Raw genomic sequence first — 17,131 nt, 5'->3', positions numbered from 1 at the left:
ACTCAGGGCCGGATGCCGAGCCGCCGCGCGGCGCGCTGCCGCTGCCGCTGCGACCGCAGCCGGCGCAGCCGCTTGACCAGCATCGGGTCGCACTCCAGCGCCTCGGGCCGGTCGATGAGGATGTTCAGGAGCTGGTAGTACCGCGTCGCCGACATGTCGAAGTGCTCGCGGATGGCCTGCTCCTTGGCTCCGGCGTGCTTCCACCACTGCCGCTCGAAGGACAGGATCCGGCGGTCGCGCTCGGAGAGGAGGTCGGCCGGGAAGGCGGCGGCGTCCTCGACGCCGTCCTCGCCGGGGAGGGATGGGTCGGTGGATGGGTCGTCGGTCACGCGTTTCAGGGCTGAGCCGTCGTCCGTGCCGCCGTCCTGGGGAGGGACGTCGCCGGGGACGTCGCCGGGGGCGTTCGCCGCTCGCATCAGGTCCCCTCTGTGGTTACTGATCCCGGGTCGTCCGGGTTCGGCCGGTGCCATGCTACGCGTCCGGGCCGACATCGTCCGGCGGTTCCGGCGGAACGCGGGCCGGTCGTTCAGTGCACCACATCCCCGTTCACCTGCGGCTCTCCATTGTCCCGTGTCCCATCGCCAACGGCGGGCACATCGGCCGCCGCAGTCCCGGAATCGACCCGAACGAGCCGGATAAAGAACGCATAAAGAACATATGCACCGTACAGCCGTTAGAGTTGGAGACGCACCGCCGGCTGTCCCGCGGTGGCCGGAATCTGAACGGGAGACCCTTGCATGGCGACGGACACGCCCCGCCACGAGACCGCAGGCTGGACCACGGTCCGAGGCGCCCGGTGAGCGGCGACCGGGGCGACCGGCCCGACCCCGTCCTCGCCGCCATCGGCGCCGCGCTGTTCCACCTGCGCCGGGTCTGGATCAAGCCCGACATGATGAAGCGGATCCGCGCCCGGACCGCCGGCGGCCCCGGCGGGCGGCCGCTGCAGATCTCCAACCTGATGGTGGTGAACGCCGTAGCCGCGCTCACCGACGAGCCGCCCGCCGACACCGGTGCCGCCGGCGAGACCGGCGAGGCGGAGGTGAGCTGCGAGATCACCGTCGGCGCCGTCGCGGACCGGCTGGAGATCGACCCGTCCACCGCGAGCCGGCTGGTCGGGCACGCCATCGACGCGGGCCTGGTGTCCCGGCGCCCCTCCCCCGTCGACGCGCGCCGCGCCAACCTCGGGCTGACCGACGCCGGCCGCCGCGTCAAGCAGGTCGCCGACCGGTACCGCCGCGCCTACTTCGACGGGCTGATGAACGACTGGACGGACGCCGAGCGCGCCGAGTTCGCCCGGCTGCTCACCCGGTTCGCCGACGCCGCCGCCCGGGACCCGATGGACCCGGACGGCATCGACAAGATCTTCGAAGAGGCGGGCCTGGACTGACGGTCAGCCGCCGTTGCGGAGCGCCGACCGGCGCATCAGGTACTCGTCCTCGTCGATCTCGCCGCGGGCGAACCGTTCGGCGAGCAGCTCCTGCGCCTTCGCCATCGGGTCGGGCGCGGCCGCGGTGGCCGCGGCGGGCCCCGTCATCCGGCGCCGGACCAGGTAGAAGCCGGTGCCGAGCACGGCCAGCCAGAACAGCCCGAACATGATCGGGAAAACGGGCCAGTAGCCGGGCGCGCCGCCGCCGTCGTGCCACGGGCCGGGGTGCGCCGCGAGCGTCGTCAACATGGTCATCGACCTTCCTGTGAGCGGATGGTTCGATGCTGCGCGACGGGTTCGGGGGCGCGAATCGGACGGCGGGAGGCTCCTGCGCTACGCCCGCCGGAGTACGGCCCCAGCAGAGGCGACCCCAGCGTTCACCATGCGGGCGGTGCTCACCACCAGGGCGGACGGTAGTCGTCGTCCTCGTTGGAGGAGTAGGGGCGGCGGGCCTGCCGGTTGCGGGCGTCGTCGTCCGCCGGACCGGCGGGCGGGGCGGGCGGGACCGGTGGCGGGGCGGGGAGGCCCCCGGCGTCGTCCACAGGAGGTACGCCGGACGGCGGCGTGGGGGACGGCGGCGGTGCGACCGGAGGCTGCGCGGCGGGCGGCGGTGCGACGGGAGGCTGCGCGGCAGGGGGTGGCTGCGCGGCGGGCGGGGCGGGCGGCGGGTCCTGCGGCGGGGCGGGGAACTCGGGTTCGGGCATGCCGCCCCCTCCGAGGGCGCTGCGCCTGAACCGCTCCCAGTCCTCGTCGTCCAGCGCGGGGGCGTCGTCATCGGGCGCGCCGCTCGACGCGGCGCCGCCCGCGCCGTTCGCACCGCCCACGCCGTTCGCACCGCCCGCGCCGTTCACCGCCGGACCGCCGCCGGCGCCGTTCATCGCGTCCCGGCCGTTCGTGAAGTCGTGCCCGTTGCGCGGGTCGTGCCCGTTGTGGCCGTTGTGGCCGTTGGCGAGGTGGCGTCCGCCGGCGTGGTCGTGGCCGTTGGCGGGACGGTCGTCGCGGAGGTGCCGCCCGTTCGGGGAGAACCCCTCCACCGGGCCGGGAAGCGTCCCGTTCACCCCGCCGACGGGGAACTCCCCGACCGGGAACTCGCCCGGGTCGAACGGGCGCAGCTCGCTCGCCATGACGGGAGGCCGTCCCGGCGGGCCGGGCGGCGCGCCGTTCTCCGGCGGCGCGCCGTCGCCCCAGGACGGCTCGTCCCACTGGTCGTGCGGCAGCGCGTGCTCGGGGACGTACCCTTCGGCCTCGGCGACCGGCTCCGGGAGCGGCGGCGTGCCCTGGTCGGGCCACCCCGCCGGGGCGTCCGGGTATCCGGCCGGAGGCGGCATGCCAGGGCCGGTGTAGGGATGCGAGCTCTGGAACGGCGCGGTATTGACCGGCGCGATGGGCGGCGCGGACGAGGCCGCCGGAGGGACTCCGCCGGGCGACCGCATCGCGGCGGGCTCCGGCGGGGCGCCGGGCAGGTGGTAGCCGGGCGTGGGGTCGTCGTCCGGCCCGTCGTCGCCGAACGGCTCGTCGCCGATCGGCAGGGCGCCGTCCTCGTCGCCGGGGCGGCGGCGCTGCCGCCAGCCGAGGACCAGCCCGACGATCACCAGCACGCCGCCGCCGCCGAGCACCAGCGGGAGCAGGACGCCCGAGTCCCCGGCCGAGGAGCCGGCGGCCGGCGCCGGCGTGGCGGACGGGGTCGGCGCCGCCGCGACCGGCCCCTTCGACGTCTTGTTCAGCGTGTTCGCGGCGACGAGGGCGCGGACGGCGTCGACCGATCCCGCGCAGGTCGCCGAGCCGGTCGGGTGGCCGCGGCGCGCGGGCGAGCCCTTGATCAGCGCCTGCCGGACCTCGTCGGGGCTGAGCTTGGGGTAGCGGGAGCGGATCAGCGCGGCGACCCCGGCGACCATCGCGGACGAGGCGCTGGTGCCCGTCCCGACGACGTAGCCGTTGCTGGCGTCGGCGCTGACGATGTCGACGCCGGGCGCGCACACACTGGCGTGCGAGTTGCGGTTGCTGTCCTTCCACAGGTGCAGCTTGCGGTCGAGCGCGCCGACAGCGATCACGCCGGGGTAGGCGGCGGGGAAGTTCTTGCGGTCGGCGCCGGAGCCGTCGTTGCCCGCCGACGCGATCAGCACGACGCCCTTGCTCAGCGCGTACTTGATCGCGCTCTCCTGGGCGGGGTTGCCGTTGTAGGACTGGCGGCCGCCGCCGAGGGACATGTTGATGATGCCGGCGCCGTGGTCGACCGCGTACCGGATGCCCTGCGCGACGGCGTCGCGGGCGCCGGTGGTGGCCGAGGTGTCGGTCTTGCGCAGCGGGTCGTTGTTCTCCAGCGTCACCCGGACGGACAGGATCCTGCTCGCCGGCGCGATTCCGAGCATGCCCTGCGCGAGGCCGGGACCGTGGCCGTGACCGGCGATGATGCTGGCCATGGACGTCCCGTGCAGGCCCCAGTAGCGGCTGCCGGGACGGCGCGCCCCGCTCGTCAGGTCGGGGCCGGTGACGACCCGGCCTGTGAGGTCGGGATGGTTCTTGTCGACCCCGGTGTCGAGGACGGCGACCGTCACGCCGGAGCCCTTGGAGTAGTGCCAGGCCTTCTGCGCGCGGAGGACGGTCAGATGCCATTCGCGGGCGCGGATCTGGTCGGTCGCGGTCCGCATCGCCGCGCCGGCCGCCGCGCCGCGGACGGAGCGGGGCACGGTGTCGGCCTCGTCGGGGACGAGCGCCGCGGGCACCGCCACCGCGGCGGCCAGGGTGAGCACGGTGAGCGTCGCGGTGGTGCGGGCGCCGAACCGCGCCGCCGGACGCGCACGCGGGGCACGGCGCCGACCGGCATGGGACACGCCGCCGCACCTCCCCTCGGCCGTCCGCCGTGGTCCACGGCGCGATCTGACATTCTGCCACGCGATGGGCCGGGCGCCCGGGCGCCCGGCACATTCGGAGACGGTCCCGGAGAGCGCGTCACCGCGCGTCCCGGAGCCGCCACCGGCCGTCCCTTACCGGCGGGTAACCGGGGGTCCGGAACGGAATGGTAGCCGGGTCCCGGGCGGCCCGTCGCTCGGTGCGAGCCGGCGGTCCCCGGCTCAGTGCGAGCCGGCGCCCGTCAGCGCCCGCACCGACATGTCGTCGTACAGGGCCCGGTCGGCCTTCTCCCGTCCGAGGAACGTCCCCGCGATCGCGCACAGGAATCCGATCGGGATCGAGACGATGCCGGGGTTCTCCAGCGGGAACAGGTGGAAGTCGACGCTCTTGGGGAACAGCGCCAGGTTCTCGCCGGTGACCGGGTCGACCTTCCCGGACACGACCGGCGAGAAGAACACCAGCACCAGCGAGCTGATCAGCCCGCCGTAGATGCCGGCGGTCACCCCGGCCGAGTTGAACCGCCGCCAGAACAGCGTCAGCACGATCGCCGGGAGGTTCGACGCCGCCGCGATCGCGAACGCCAGCGCCACCAGGAACGCCACGTTCAGGTTCCGCGCGACGACGGCCAGCACGATGGCCAGCGAGCCGACCAGGAACGAGGCGAACCGCGCGACCGCGACCTCCTGCGACTCGCGCGGCCGGCCGAGCATCAGCACCTGCCCGAAGTAGTCGTGCGCCAGCGACGTCGACGAGGCCAGCACCAGCCCCGCCACCACCGCGAGGATCGTCGCGAACGCGACCGCGCCGATGAACGCGAGCAGGATGTCGCCGCCGACCTGCCCGCCGAGGTGCCGGCCGAGCTCCTGCGCGAGCTGCGGCGCGGCGGTGTTGCCGGACGGGTCCTGCGCGACGATCGCGGCCCGCCCGACCAGCGCCGCCGCGCCGAAGCCGAGCGCCAGCGTCATCAGGTAGAACAGGCCGACGAGGCCGATCGCCCAGGACACCGACGTGCGCGCGGCCCGCGCGTCCGGGACGGTGAAGAAGCGGGTGACGATGTGCGGCAGGCCCGCCGTGCCGAGGAGCAGCGCGACCGCCAGGCTGATGAAGTCGAGCTTGTTGAGGATCGTCCGGTACGCGTCGCCGGGCACGTCCTTGCCGTACCGGAGGCCGGGACGCAGGAACGCCTCGCCCTTCCCGCTGGCGTGCGCGGCGGAGCCGAGCATCGCGCCGAGGTCGAAGCCGAACCGGGCGAGCACCAGCCCGGTCAGCACCAGCGCCCCGGCGGTCAGCAGCACCGCCTTGATGATCTGCACCCAGGTGGTGGCCTTCATCCCGCCGAACATCACGTAGCAGATCATCAGCGCGCCGACCACGACGATCGTGGCGGTCCGGGCGGTGCCGGCGGACATGCCGAGGAACTCCCGGCCGCGGTGGATGCCGAGCAGCAGCGAGACCAGCGCGCCCGCGCCGACCATCTGCGCGAGCAGGTAGAACACCGAGACGGTCACGGTCGACACGACCGCCGCGCGGCGCACCGGCGGCTGCCGGCGCACCCGGTGCGCGAGCACGTCCGCCATGGTGAACCGCCCGGCGTTGCGCATCAGCTCGACCAGCAGCAGCGTCAGCAGCCACGCCACCAGGAACCCGATGGAGTACAGGAACCCGTCGTATCCGGAGAGCGCGATGAGGCCGGCGATGCCGAGGAAGGACGCCGCCGACATGTAGTCGCCGGCGAGCGCGATGCCGTTCTGCGCGCCGTTGAACGTCCGCCCGCCGGCGTAGAAGTCGTCGGCGCCGTTGGTGTTGGCGCGCGCCCACACCGTGATGCCGAGTGTGATGAGCACGAACACCACGAACAGCGTGCAGGTCAGCGCCCGCCCGTCGAGCGCCGGCATCAGCGGGTCACCTCGTCGCCGGGCGCGCACGGGCGGCGGGAGCGCAGGTCCTCGGCGAGCGGGTCCAGGCGCCGCCGCGCGTAGGCGACGTAGGCCCAGGCCAGCAGGAACGTGGACGCGAACTGCAGCAGCCCGAGCAGCAGCGCCACGTTGACGTGCCCGGCGACCCGCCGCGCCATGAACCCGCGCGCGAACGCCGACAGCGCGACGTACACCGCGTACCACCCGAAGAACGCGGCCGTGAGGCTCGCGGCCGCCACCAGGAACCTCTTCCTGAGCAGCAGGAATCCGGGGTCGTGGGCGAGCGGCGCGTAGCGGCCGGGAGGGACGGTTCTCGCCCGCCTTCCCGCCCCGTCCCACGAGACTTTCGAGTCCCCGACCATAATGCCCCCAGACCGCACCGTAACTCTATGTACTGATATCGCTGCTCTATGAGATCAAAGATTGGCGGGCGAGGGTGTCCACTTAGGCAGAAACATGTACTGGCCCACTTCGGCCAAGGAAGAGCGCCGGGACGAAGGCGAGGGCGGTGAAGGCGAGCGACCACCAGAAGGCGTGCGCGTACGCGGTGGACGGCGCGGCGCCGCCGGACGTCTGGTGCTCCAGCACGACCGCGAGGACGGCGGCGCCGAAGGAGCCGCCGACCTGCACGATGACGCGGGTGGCGCTGCTGGCGTGCGGGATCTCGTCCTGGCCGAGGCCCTGGTAGGCGGCGGTCATGACGGCGAGGGTGACGGCACCGAGGCCCGCGCCGCGGACGGCGAGGGACGCGCCGAGCAGCCATTCGCTGGTGTGCGGTCCGGCCCCGGCGTAGGCGAGCGTGCCGAGGACGGTCAGGAGGAGTCCGGTGAGGACGATGGGACGGGGGCCGAGCCGGTCGGTGAGGGCTCCGAGGCGGGTGCGGACGAGCAGGCTGCCGAGCCCTTGCGGCGCGAGCAGGAGGCCGGCGACGACCACGCTGTGCCCGCGGACCTGCTGGTAATAGAGCGGTAGCAGCAGCATCGCGCCGAACAGGGAGAGCCCGGACAGGAAGAGGAGGCTCGCGGACGCGGCGAACGTGCGCTTGCGGAACAGCCGCAGGTCGATCGCGGGTTCGGACGGCGTGCGCAGCGCGTGGACGGCGAACGCCGCGAGCAGCACGGCACCAGCGGCCAAGGCGGCGATCACGCCGGGACGACCGAAACCGGTGTTCGCCTGCGAGAACCCGTAGACGAGGGCGGCGAGCGCCGGGGACAGCAAGAGGATGCCGGTGAGGTCGGGGCGGGCGGCGCCGCGCGGCGGCGTGCGCGGGAGGCCGCGCCAGGCGAGGACGAACGCGACGACGCAGACCGGCACGTTGACGTAGAAGATCCACCGCCAGCCGGCATGCCCGGCGACGAGGCCGCCGACGACGGGCCCGAGGATGGGGCCGACCAGCGCGGGCATGCTGATCGCGGCCATCAGCCGGCCGATCTGGCGGCCGCCGGCCGCGCGCATCAGCAGCGTCTGCATGACCGGCGCCATCAGCCCGCCGCCCGCCCCTTGCAGGACGCGGAAGGCGATCAGGGAGCCGACGTTCCAGGCCAGCCCGCACAGCACGGAGCCGAGCAGGAACAGGCCGAGGGCGGACAGCCACACGCGGCGGGCGCCGAAGCGGCCTTCGGCCCAGCCGGTGAGCGGGATCGCCATGGCGAGGGCCAGCAGGTAGGCGGCGACCACCCACTGGATCTCGGCCACCGGCGCGTGCAGGTCGCGGCCGAGCCGTCCGATCGCGACGTTGACGATCGTGCTGTCGAGCAGCGGGGCGATGGCGCCGGTGATGAGGATCCCGGCGAGGCGGAGCAGGGCGGGGTCGAGCCGTTCGGGCGCGGTGCGGGTGCCGGCGGTCATGGGGCCTCCTAAGAGACGATGCGTCTCTAACGGCCCGGAGTGTAGGCTGCCCAGAACAAGAGACGCAAGGTCTCTTAAAGGAGGAGCGGCGTGACCGGCGAGGCGAAGGCGCGGCGGCGCGGGGCCGCCCTGGAGGCGGCGATCCTGGACGCGACCTGGGAGGAGCTGGACGCGTCCGGTTACGCGGGCCTGACGATCGAGAACGTCGCGGCGCGCGCGCGGACCGGGAAGCAGGTCATCTACCGTCGCTGGCCCAGCCGGGCCGACCTCGTCCTGGCGGCGCTGCGGTACCGGTACTCCTCGATCGCGGACGACGTGCCCGACACCGGGAGCCTGCGCGGCGACGTCCTGGCGGTCCTGCGGTACATGGCGCGGCGGTTCGGCGAGTTCGGCCCCGACCTGGTCCACGGCCTGATGGCGGAGGCGCACGAACTCGATCCGGGGACGTTCGAGGTGATCCCGGACGCGATGTCGGTCATCCTGCGCCGCGCCGCCGACCAGGGCGAGGTCGCGCCCGGCGCGGTGAGCCCGCGGATCGCGCGGATGCCGGCCGACCTCGTCCGGCACGAGATGCTCCTCACGGACCGCCCGGTGCCGGACGAGGTGCTGGCCGAGATCGTGGACGAGCTGTTCCTCCCGCTGGTCCGGGTGCGGGGCGAGGACCAACGGGACTGAACGGCACTGCGACAGGGACGCCCGCAAGCACGCCCCGTTGACCGCGCCGCGACAAGGACGCCTGCAAGCGCGTCCCGTTTACGGCGCCGCGACACAGACGGCTACAAGCGCGTCCCGTTCACGACGATCGCGACGTCGACATTGCCGCGGATCGCGCTGGAGTAAGGGCACAGCCGGTGCGCGGCGCGTCCCAGGTCGACCGCCTCGGCATCGGCGAGCGACGGCAGAGTCACGTCGAGCTCGACCCCCAGCTTGAACGGTCCGCCATCGGTGGGGATGAGCATCGCCCTCGCGTCGATCTCGGCGTCGTCCGCCGCGAGTCCCTTGCGCTGCCCGAGCACGCTCATGGTCGAGCCGAAGCAGGCCGCGTACCCGATGGCGAAGAGCTGCTCGGGGTTGACGCCCTCGCCGTCACCGCCCATCTCCTTGGGCAGCCGCAGGGCCAGGTCGAGGCGGCCGTCGGCCGTCCGCCCGCGCCCGTTCCTGCCCCCGGTCACGCGCGCCTCGGCGGTGTAGGTCGGTGCCGTCATCACTCTTCCTTCCCGGATCGAACTTCTTGAAAATGAACCATAGACTTCAAAATCAGGAAGTCAATGTCTAGGATCAGTCCGGAATCGACCACCGGAGGTGATCCATGCCGGAGACACGGTTCGGCTACCTGCTGCCGACGCGCGACCAGACGGTGACGGGCGAGCACGCGCCGCACCGGCTCGTCGGGTACGCCGCGCGGGCCGAGGCGCTCGGCTACGACTCGGTCTGGGCCGGCGACAGCCCCGTCACGCGGCAGCGGGCGGACCCGCTGCTGCTCATGGCCGCCGTGGCGCAGGCGACGGAGCGGGTGGCGCTCGGCACCGCGGTGCTGCTGCCCGCGCTGCGGCACCCGATCCTGCTCGCCCACCAGCTCGGCACCCTCGACCGGCTCAGCGGCGGACGGGTGATCGCGGGCATGGGCGCGGGCTTCCCGACCGACGCCACCAAGGCGCAGTTCACCGCGCTCGGCGTCGACTTCGCGACCCGGGGCCGCCGGCTGGAGGAGTCGATCGAGGCGATGCGGCTGCTCTGGACCGGCGAGTCCGTCTCGTTCGCGGGCGAGCACTTCGCGTTCGAGGACGTGAGCGTCGCGCCGCCGCCGGCCCGGCCCGGCGGCCCGCCGATCTGGCTCGCCGGCGGCGGACCCGCGCTGCGTCGGGTCGCCCGCATAGCGGACGGCTGGCTGCCGTACCCGCCCGAGCACGGCGTCTACGCGAAGGAGGCCGAGACGATCCGGGAGGCGGCGCGCCGCCCGGTCACCCCTGCCCTGTACGCGACGTTCTGCCTGGACGACGACCCCGAGCGCGCGCGGGAGAGGCTCCGGGCGAGCATCGAGCGCTACTACAACGCGCCGCTGGAGTTCATCGCCTCCATCCAGGCGATGTTCGCCGGCACGCCGGAGGACGCGGCCGCCTGGCTGACCCGCTACATCGAGGCGGGCGCCCGCCACATCGTGGTCCGTTTCGCGACCGACGACCACGAGGCCGCCCTGGAGGAGTTCGCCGGTCGCGTCCGTCCCCTCGTTTCCGCGGAGGTCCGCTCATGACCACGTTCGTCCTCGTCGCCGGGGCCTGGCACGGCCCCTGGGCCTGGGACCGGGTGACCCCGTTCCTGCACGACGCCGGTGCCCGCACCGTCGCTCCCGCGCTCGGCGAGGGAGACGTCGGCCTCCACGACCACGCGGCCGACGTCGTCGCGGCGCTCGACGGCATCGACGGCATCGACGGCGACGGCGTTGTGCTGGTCGGGCACAGCTATGCGGGACTAGTCGTGCGGGAGGCCGCCGACCAGCGGCCGGACCGCGTCCGCCACCTGGTCCTGGTGGACGGCTGGGCCGGACCTGACGGGACGAGCCTGTACGACCTCGCGCCCGCCCCGTTCGTCCAGGCGCTGCGGGGCCGCACGTCCGGCGGGCAGATCGCCGTCCCGCAGCCCGCCGCCGTCGGCATCGACGACCCGGACGACGCGGCCTGGCTCGCCGAGCGGATGCGTCCGCAGCCCGCCCGCACGTTCGAGGAGCCGACCCGCCTCACCGGCGCCGCCGACCGGATCCCCGGCACCGCGATCCTGTGCAGGCCGAGCGTGTACCCGTTCGAGCAGTGCGCCAAGGCGATCGGATACCGGACGGTCCCGATCGACGGCCCGCACGACGTCATGCTCACCCGGCCCGGCGCCCTGGCCCGGCTGATCCTCGAGGTGAGCGCTTAGAGTGATGCGGTGGAGCAGCGGACCTACAACCAGTACTGCGCGACGGCGCGGACCCTCGACCTCGTCGGCGAGCGCTGGACGCTGCTGCTGATCCGCGAGCTGCTGACCGGCCCGAAACGGTTCGGCGACCTGCAGGCGAGCCTGCGCGGCCTCGGCACCGGGCTGCTCGCGGCGCGGCTGAAGCACCTCGAACGGGAGGGGCTCGCGCGGAAGGTCACGCTGCCGCCGCCCGCCCGCACCTCCGCGTACGCGCTGACCGAGGCGGGCGAGGAGCTGGGCCCGGCGGTACTGGCGCTGGCGCGCTGGGGCATGCGGTGGGCGCTCGGCGAGCGGCGCGAAGGCGAGACGTTCCATCCGGGGTGGGCGGTGCTCGGCATGGAGGCGTGCTTCGTGCCGGAGGCGTCGGCCAGCCTGCACCTGGTGTACGAGTTCCGCGTGGACGACGAGGTGTTCCACGCCGAGGTCGACGACGGGGCGGTCCATCTGGTGCACGGCCCGGCGCAGCGGCCCGACGCGTCGATCGCGATGAGCGAGGACGTGCTGATCGCGATGGCGTCGGGCCGCTCGTCGATGGGCGCGGCGATCGAGGACGGCAGCGCCGCGGTGTCCGGGGACCCCGCGGCGGTCCGCCGGCTCGCCGACCTGTTCCACATCCCGGTGCCGAGGTCCCGGAAGCCGGAGCAGGCCGCCCAAGAGGCGGACCAGGCCGGGCTGGCCGGGGAGTGAGCGGTTACAGCGGCAGGCCGTAGCCCTCGCACGTCGGCTTGAAGCCGGAGGTGTTCGCTCCGAGCTGGTTGAGGACGTCCTGCATGACCGGGCTGTCGTTGAACATCCCGACATGGCCGACGGTGTCGTCCGGGCACTGGTCCTGGACGAGGATGTTGGTGACGCCGTCGCCCTTCAGCCACGCGTTCGTGTACGGGGTGACGACGATGTCGTTCTTGGTCTCGATGACGACGTACCGCGGCCCCGGGACGGTGTCGCCGTCGCCGAACAGCGCGTTCTGGAAGTCCGAGCCCTGCTCCTGCTGGACGAGCCCGGGCGCGCCGGCGTCGTTGAGGGCCTGGTTGGCGAAGCCGAGCAGGTTGAGCGTCCGGCCGAGGTCGAGGACGCCGTCGATGGTCGTCCCGTGGTTGCTGGGCGCCAGCGCGACGAACGTGCGGACCTTGGACGCGCCGCCGAGCCGCTTGAGGTAGTAGTTCGGCATCATCCCGCCCTGGGAGTGCCCGACGAGGTCGACCTGCCGCGCGCCGGTCGCGGCGAGCACCTTGTCGACGAACGCGTCCAGGGTCCTGGCCGATTCGGCGATGTCGCCGAGCCCGCCGACTCGGTCGAAGGACAGCTGCGTCATGCCGTAGTTGAAGCCGAAGACGCAGTAGCCCTCGTTCGCCAGCATCGGCGACAGCACGCTCCAGTTGGTGCCCAGGTTCACGAACGTGGCGTGGACGAGGACGACCGGCGTCGGGTGCTCGGCGCTCGGCCTGCAGTTCCAGTCGTTCGCGCCGGCGACCGCGCCGGGGCTGTTGAAGAAGTTCACCAGGGACGTCCCGATGTCGCCGGGCGGGTACTTGTCCGCCGCCCGTGCGGGGGCGGCCACCGCGGCGGTGCCGAGCAGGGACGCGAGCGCCGCCGCGGCCAGGCCGCGCAGGGCCGCCCGCGCGGGACGGCGGGTGAACGAGCTCTTCACTGGGGGCCTCCCGGGGTGGGGGCGGCAAGCGATCACTTACCGCCGCTCCCGGGAATGTAGAGGTGGCCGCGCCTTTTGCCAAGACCCCTTTTCGATTCGACGTCCAGTTGGTGCGCCGCGCCTCTCCGGCGTCTACCTCCGCGTGACCGCGCCTCTCCGGGCGGCTACCTCCGCGTGACCCGCATCGGCACCGGACGCGCCGGCCGCAGCGTCACCTCCGCCCGCGACGGGACCGCGACGCCCGGCGCCAGGTCGAGGCGCGCCGACCGGCCGATCAGGGCGAGCACCAGCACCGCCTCCATCATCGCGAAGCCCGCCCCCACGCAGATCCGCCGCCCGCCGCCGAACGGCAGGTACGCGTGCCGGGGACGGTCCTGCTCGCCGAGGAACCGCTCCGGCCGGAACCCCTCCGGATCCGGCCACAGGTCCGGATTGCGGTGCAGGAGGTAGGGGGAGATCGCCACGGTCGAGCCCGCCGTCACCACCGCGCCCGCCACGTCGTCGTCGGCGACCGCGTCCCGCTCGATCGTCCAGGCGGGCGGGTAGAGCCGCATCGACTCCGACAGGACGGCCCGCGTCCACGGCAGCCGGTCGACGTCGCCGGCGTCCGGATCCCGGCCGCCGAGGACCCCGTCGACCTCCGCCTCCAGCCGGTCGCGCGCCGCCGGGTACCGCGACAGCAGGATCAGCGTCCAGGTCAGCGCCGCCGCGGTCGTCTCGTGCCCGGCCAGCAGCAGCGTCAGCACCTCGTCGCGCAGCTCCACGTCCGACAGCGGCGGATCACCGTCGCGCATCAGCAGGTCCAGCAGGTCCGGCTCCGCTCCGGGACCCGCCGCGCGGCGCTCGTCGATCACCCGCCCGACCATCCCGCCGAGCTGCGCGGCCGCCCGCTGCGCGCCCGGCACCAGCCGGAACGCCCGCCGCAGCCCCGCGTCGCCCAGGAACGTCGCGCCGAGGCCGATCACGGCGCCGCGCTGCAGATCCGCGAGCGCCCGCCCGGTCGCGTCGGACTCCGCCGCGAGGTCGCTGCCGAACAGCACCCGCCCGACGATGTCCAGCGTCACCCGGCGCATGTGCGCGGCGGCGTCGAGCGTCACGCCGTCCGGCCACCGCCCGACCGACCGCGCCGCGACCCCGGCCATCCCGGGCGCGAACGCGGCGAGGTGCCGCTGCGCGAAGACCGGCTGCACGAGCCGCCGGTGCCGCCGCCACGTCTCGCCCTCGCTCGTCAGCAGCCCGTCGCCGAGGAACACCCGCAGCGGCCGGTACGTGAACGCCTTGACGTAGTTGTCCTGCTTCGCGACGAGGACGTGCTCGGCGTGCTCCGGCCGCGACAGCAGGTACAGCGCCCGCCTCCGGTCGCGCGGGAGCCGCACCGCGTCCCCGTACCGGCGGAAAAGCGCGCCGTAGGCGTCCATAGGATCGCGCATCATCCGCGCCCACCAGCGCGCCGCCTCCAGGCCCGAAGGCCCCGCCACCCTGCCCTTCGCGTCCGTCATCCGCGCCTCCTCGTTCCAGCTCACCGCAGCGTCCGGCGCCTGGCAAGGGGCGTCACAGCCATCTGCCGAAGACCCGCTGATAGACGTACCGGGCGGCGATCGTCGCGAGGACGTACCCGGTCATCACGGCCGCAAGGATCGGGACCGCCTCGAACGGCAGCGGCTGGAGCCGCAGCACCCCGCCGAGCGGCGTGAACGGCAGCAGCGGCCCGGCCAGCCCGAGCGCGACGGCGGTCACGACGATCGTCCGGCCCGCCCTCGGCCCGGTCCGCCCCCGCCTGCGCAGCAGCAGCATCGCCAGGCCCTGCGCGATCAGGTTCTCCGCGAACCAGCCGGACCGGAGCAGCTCCCGCCCCGCCGCGCCGCCGTGCGCGTCCAGCAGCCACCAGAACAGCCCCAGCGCCGCCAGGTCGAACAGCGCCCCGACCGGCCCGAGGCACGCGACGAACCGCGCCAGGTCCCGGACGTCGAACGTCCGCGGGCTCCTGATCTGCGCCTCGTCGACCCGGTCGCGCACCAGCGCCAGCTGCGACAGGTCGAAGCAGACGTTCTGTACCAGCACCTGCAGCGGCAGCATCGGCAGGAACGGCAGCATCGCGCTCGCCGCCAGCAGCGACACCACGTTCCCCACGTTCGACGTCAGCGCGATCTTGACGTACTTCACCGTGTTCGCGAACGTCCGGCGGCCCGCCACGATCGCCTGCTCCAGCGCCCCGAGGTCCGGGCGGACCAGCACCACGTCCGCCGACTCCCGGGCCAGGTCCGCCGCGCCCCGCACGGTGATCCCGACGTCCGCCGCCCGCAGCGCCGGCGCGTCGTTCACCCCGTCGCCGAGATACCCGACCGTCCGCCCCGCCTGCTGCAGCGCCCGGACGATCCGCGCCTTCTGCGGCGGCCCCACCCGCGCGAACAGCGTCCCCGCGCCGGCCAACCGCGCCAGCTCCGCGTCGTCGAGGTCGACCACCTCGCGGCCGAGCACCACCCCGGACACCTCGATGCCCGCGTCCCGGCAGATCCGCCGCGCCACCAGCGGATGGTCGCCCGTGACCATCACCAGCCCGACACCGCGCCGGCGCAGCCCCCGCACCGCCGCCGGCGCCGCCGGATCCAGCCGGTCCCGGAACCCGACGAACCCGATCAGCGCCAAGTCCTGCTCGTCCGCCGGGGTCAGCGGGCCGCCGCGCGTCCGCTTCCCCACCGCCACCGCGAGCAGCCGCACCCCGTCCGCCGCCCACCGGTCGTCCAGCCGCAGCAGGCGCGCGCGCTCTTCGGCGTCCAGCACCGTGTCACCTGCGACCGTGCACAGGTTCAGGACGTCCTCGACCGCGCCCTTCACCACCAGCCGCCCGTCCCCCAGCAGGACGGTCGCGCGCCGCCGCGCGTAGTCGAACGGGATCGCGTCCACACCGGACGCGCTGTCCAGGTTCCCCGCGTCCTGCAGCAGCGCCTCGTCGATCGCGTCCCCCACGAGCCGTCCCGCCAGCTCCACCGACCACAGCGCGTTCACCCGCGCCCACCACAGCACCTCCGGATCGGTGCGGCCGAGCGGATCGAGATGGCACGCCATCGCCACGTGCTCCTCGGTCAGCGTGCCCGTCTTGTCCACGCACAGCGTGTCCATCGCGCCGAGGTCGTGCACCGCCGGCAGCCGCTTGACGATCACCTGCCGGCCCGCCAGCCCCTTCGCGCCGCGCACCAGCAGCGCCGTCACCACCAGCGGCATCATCTCCGGCGTCGCCGCCACCGCCACCGCGATCGCCAGCAGCAGCGCCTGGTACCAGTCGTCCCGCAGCACCCCCGCGACCGCCACCACCAAGGGCAGCGCCGCCAGCATCGCCGCGACCAGCGTCCACGACACCACCCGCACGCCCCGGTCGAACGCCGTCTCCGTCCGGCGCCCCGGCCGCTCCCGGTCCGCCGCCCCGAAGTACGTCCGGCCGCCCGTCGCGACCGCCACCGCCGTCCCGGTCCCGCTCACCACGGTCGTCCCCATGAAGCACAGCCGCGGATGGTCGAACAGGTCGCCCGGACGGCCCTCCGGCGGGTCCGTCCACGCCGCGTGCTTGCCCGCCGGGAGCGACTCCCCGGTCAGCATCGCCTGGTTGATCTCCAGGTCCACCGAGTTCAGCAGCCGCAGGTCCGCCGGCACCACGTCGCCCGGCCCCAGCAGCACCACGTCGCCCGGCACGACCTGGTCGACCGGCACCTCCCTGGCCACGGGCTCCGCCCCCGGCCGCGCCCGCCGCAGCACCGTCGCCGTCGTCGTCACCATCGTCCGCAGCGCCGCCGCCGCACGCCCCGACCGCGCCTCCTGCCGGTACCGCATCGCCCCGCTGAACACCGCCAGCGCGCAGATCAGCACCGCGCCCCGCACGTCTCCCGTCAGCGCCGACACGACCCCGAGGAAGACCAGCACCACCACGAACGGCGCCGCGACCGCCCCGCCGAGCCGCCGCGCCCGGCGCCGCCGCGGCCCGTCCTCGAACCGCAGCAGCCGCTCCTGCGCCTCCGCCTCGTCCAGGCCCTTCGGCGACGTCTCCCACCGCCGAAGCACCGCCAGCGGCGGCTGCACCGCGCACTCCCGCAGGCCCTCAGTCCCGGACGGCGCGGCCTCGTCCGTCCTGGACGGCGCCGCGACCGGCGGGTCAGGCGCCCAGACCACGGGCGCGCCCCGAATCACCCCGCAGATGCGCGACCATCTGCCGGACGATCGCCGCCACGTGCGGATCGTCGACCACGTAGAACTGGTGCCGGCCCTCCCGGCGCGCCCGCACCAGCCCCGCCAGCTTCAGCTTCGCCAGGTGCTGGCTGACCGCCGCGACCGTCCCGTCCACCTCGTCGGCCAGCGAGCTGACGTCCCGCTCCCCGTGCGTCAGCACCCACACGATGTGCAGCCGCGTCGTGGCGGCCAGCATCCCGAAACGGCCCGCCGCCTCCTGGAGCAGCGCCGGAGACAGCGCCAGGTCGTCGCTCATGATCCCCCGCTCCCGTG

16 protein-coding genes are annotated in these 17,131 nt (G+C 74.1%); 5 read left to right on the top strand and 11 right to left on the bottom strand.

The annotated features are described in order from the left end of the window. Positions 1–2 precede the first annotated feature (2 nt). Positions 3–416: a DUF3263 domain-containing protein gene (locus tag ABZ914_RS07245; protein WP_190860719.1), complete on the bottom strand. Its 414-nt coding sequence runs from the start codon at positions 414–416 to the stop codon at positions 3–5. 380 nt (positions 417–796) lie between these two features. Here ABZ914_RS07245 and ABZ914_RS07240 point away from each other — a divergent pair, with 380 nt between their 5' ends. Beyond that, positions 797–1,387: a MarR family winged helix-turn-helix transcriptional regulator gene (locus ABZ914_RS07240; protein WP_500192198.1), complete on the top strand. Its 591-nt coding sequence runs from the start codon at positions 797–799 to the stop codon at positions 1,385–1,387. Between the two features lie 3 nt (positions 1,388–1,390). Here the strand turns inward: ABZ914_RS07240 and ABZ914_RS07235 are convergent, their stop codons facing one another. The 5 genes from ABZ914_RS07235 to ABZ914_RS07215 all read right to left on the bottom strand — a co-directional run bounded on the left by ABZ914_RS07235 (position 1,391) and on the right by ABZ914_RS07215 (position 8,040). Next, on the bottom strand, positions 1,391–1,681 hold the full coding sequence (locus ABZ914_RS07235) for an SHOCT domain-containing protein (RefSeq protein ID WP_500192197.1): 291 nt from the start codon (positions 1,679–1,681) through the stop codon (positions 1,391–1,393). A gap of 140 nt (positions 1,682–1,821) precedes the next feature. Continuing rightward, entirely contained in the window at positions 1,822–4,257 is a 2,436-nt protein-coding gene (locus tag ABZ914_RS07230; protein WP_500192196.1) for a S8 family peptidase, read from the bottom strand. 240 nt (positions 4,258–4,497) lie between these two features. Further along, positions 4,498–6,171, bottom strand: a complete 1,674-nt coding sequence (locus tag ABZ914_RS07225; protein ID WP_500192195.1) for a monocarboxylic acid transporter — start codon at positions 6,169–6,171, stop codon at positions 4,498–4,500. Next, positions 6,171–6,554: a DUF485 domain-containing protein gene (locus ABZ914_RS07220; protein ID WP_500192194.1), complete on the bottom strand. Its 384-nt coding sequence runs from the start codon at positions 6,552–6,554 to the stop codon at positions 6,171–6,173. Before ABZ914_RS07220 ends, ABZ914_RS07225 begins: the two co-directional genes overlap by 1 nt. 82 nt (positions 6,555–6,636) lie before the next feature. Continuing rightward, positions 6,637–8,040 carry an MDR family MFS transporter gene (locus tag ABZ914_RS07215; RefSeq protein WP_500192193.1) on the bottom strand — a complete coding sequence of 468 codons (1,404 nt, stop codon included), beginning with the start codon at positions 8,038–8,040 and terminating at the stop codon, positions 6,637–6,639. Between the two features lie 90 nt (positions 8,041–8,130). Here ABZ914_RS07215 and ABZ914_RS07210 point away from each other — a divergent pair, with 90 nt between their 5' ends. Beyond that, positions 8,131–8,715, top strand: a complete 585-nt coding sequence (locus ABZ914_RS07210) for a TetR/AcrR family transcriptional regulator (protein WP_500192192.1) — start codon at positions 8,131–8,133, stop codon at positions 8,713–8,715. A gap of 101 nt (positions 8,716–8,816) precedes the next feature. On the opposite strand, the gene ABZ914_RS07205 is transcribed toward ABZ914_RS07210, so the two are convergent. Then, the gene (locus ABZ914_RS07205) at positions 8,817–9,245 is read right to left on the bottom strand and encodes an organic hydroperoxide resistance protein (protein WP_500192191.1); all 429 of its coding nucleotides are present in this window, start codon (positions 9,243–9,245) and stop codon (positions 8,817–8,819) included. Between the two features lie 104 nt (positions 9,246–9,349). On the opposite strand from ABZ914_RS07205, the gene ABZ914_RS07200 reads away from it, so the two are divergent. Genes ABZ914_RS07200 through ABZ914_RS07190 form a run of 3 tightly spaced genes read left to right on the top strand, consistent with a single transcriptional unit; the run spans position 9,350 to position 11,679 of the window. Beyond that, a complete protein-coding gene (locus tag ABZ914_RS07200; RefSeq protein WP_500192190.1) occupies positions 9,350–10,291 on the top strand; it encodes an LLM class flavin-dependent oxidoreductase in 942 nt (313 codons plus the stop codon). Next, positions 10,288–10,953 (top strand): alpha/beta fold hydrolase, encoded by a 666-nt coding sequence (locus ABZ914_RS07195; protein WP_500192189.1) that lies wholly within the window; start codon positions 10,288–10,290, stop codon positions 10,951–10,953. The genes ABZ914_RS07200 and ABZ914_RS07195 overlap by 4 nt, the downstream gene beginning before the upstream one ends. A 9-nt stretch (positions 10,954–10,962) precedes the next feature. After that, positions 10,963–11,679 (top strand): winged helix-turn-helix transcriptional regulator, encoded by a 717-nt coding sequence (locus ABZ914_RS07190; RefSeq protein WP_500192188.1) that lies wholly within the window; start codon positions 10,963–10,965, stop codon positions 11,677–11,679. A gap of 4 nt (positions 11,680–11,683) precedes the next feature. Here ABZ914_RS07190 and ABZ914_RS07185 read toward each other — a convergent pair whose 3' ends face one another. The 4 genes from ABZ914_RS07185 to ABZ914_RS07170 all read right to left on the bottom strand — a co-directional run bounded on the left by ABZ914_RS07185 (position 11,684) and on the right by ABZ914_RS07170 (position 17,114). Beyond that, positions 11,684–12,640 carry an esterase/lipase family protein gene (locus tag ABZ914_RS07185; protein WP_500192187.1) on the bottom strand — a complete coding sequence of 319 codons (957 nt, stop codon included), beginning with the start codon at positions 12,638–12,640 and terminating at the stop codon, positions 11,684–11,686. A 164-nt stretch (positions 12,641–12,804) separates the two neighbouring features. Continuing rightward, on the bottom strand, positions 12,805–14,139 hold the full coding sequence (locus tag ABZ914_RS07180; protein ID WP_500192186.1) for a cytochrome P450: 1,335 nt from the start codon (positions 14,137–14,139) through the stop codon (positions 12,805–12,807). Positions 14,140–14,191: 52 nt separating this feature from the next. Next, on the bottom strand, positions 14,192–16,801 hold the full coding sequence (gene mgtA, locus ABZ914_RS07175; RefSeq protein WP_500192185.1) for a magnesium-translocating P-type ATPase: 2,610 nt from the start codon (positions 16,799–16,801) through the stop codon (positions 14,192–14,194). Further along, positions 16,785–17,114, bottom strand: coding sequence for an ArsR/SmtB family transcription factor (locus ABZ914_RS07170; RefSeq protein ID WP_387029472.1), 330 nt, complete (start codon positions 17,112–17,114; stop codon positions 16,785–16,787). The genes mgtA and ABZ914_RS07170 overlap by 17 nt, the downstream gene beginning before the upstream one ends. Positions 17,115–17,131: the final 17 nt, after the last annotated feature.

The organism is Spirillospora sp. NPDC046719, assembly GCF_040645715.1.
In the GTDB taxonomy this organism is placed as follows: Bacteria; Actinomycetota; Actinomycetes; order Streptosporangiales; family Streptosporangiaceae; genus Spirillospora.
Note: the sequence above shows the minus strand (reverse complement) of the source record. Positions and strands in the feature narration are given on the sequence as shown.

Bases quoted from the DNA above. Each gene is read 5' to 3' on its own strand.
- ABZ914_RS07205 (WP_500192191.1), bottom strand. From the start codon at position 9,245: ATGACGGCACCGACCTACACCGCCGAGGCGCGCGTGACCGGGGGCAGG.
- ABZ914_RS07245 (WP_190860719.1), bottom strand. From the start codon at position 416: ATGCGAGCGGCGAACGCCCCCGGCGACGTCCCCGGCGACGTCCCTCCC.
- ABZ914_RS07220 (WP_500192194.1), bottom strand. From the start codon at position 6,554: ATGGTCGGGGACTCGAAAGTCTCGTGGGACGGGGCGGGAAGGCGGGCG.
- ABZ914_RS07200 (WP_500192190.1), top strand. From the start codon at position 9,350: ATGCCGGAGACACGGTTCGGCTACCTGCTGCCGACGCGCGACCAGACG.
- ABZ914_RS07235 (WP_500192197.1), bottom strand. From the start codon at position 1,681: ATGACCATGTTGACGACGCTCGCGGCGCACCCCGGCCCGTGGCACGAC.
- ABZ914_RS07195 (WP_500192189.1), top strand. From the start codon at position 10,288: ATGACCACGTTCGTCCTCGTCGCCGGGGCCTGGCACGGCCCCTGGGCC.
- ABZ914_RS07170 (WP_387029472.1), bottom strand. From the start codon at position 17,114: ATGAGCGACGACCTGGCGCTGTCTCCGGCGCTGCTCCAGGAGGCGGCG.
- ABZ914_RS07180 (WP_500192186.1), bottom strand. From the start codon at position 14,139: ATGACGGACGCGAAGGGCAGGGTGGCGGGGCCTTCGGGCCTGGAGGCG.
- ABZ914_RS07215 (WP_500192193.1), bottom strand. From the start codon at position 8,040: ATGACCGCCGGCACCCGCACCGCGCCCGAACGGCTCGACCCCGCCCTG.
- ABZ914_RS07225 (WP_500192195.1), bottom strand. From the start codon at position 6,171: ATGCCGGCGCTCGACGGGCGGGCGCTGACCTGCACGCTGTTCGTGGTG.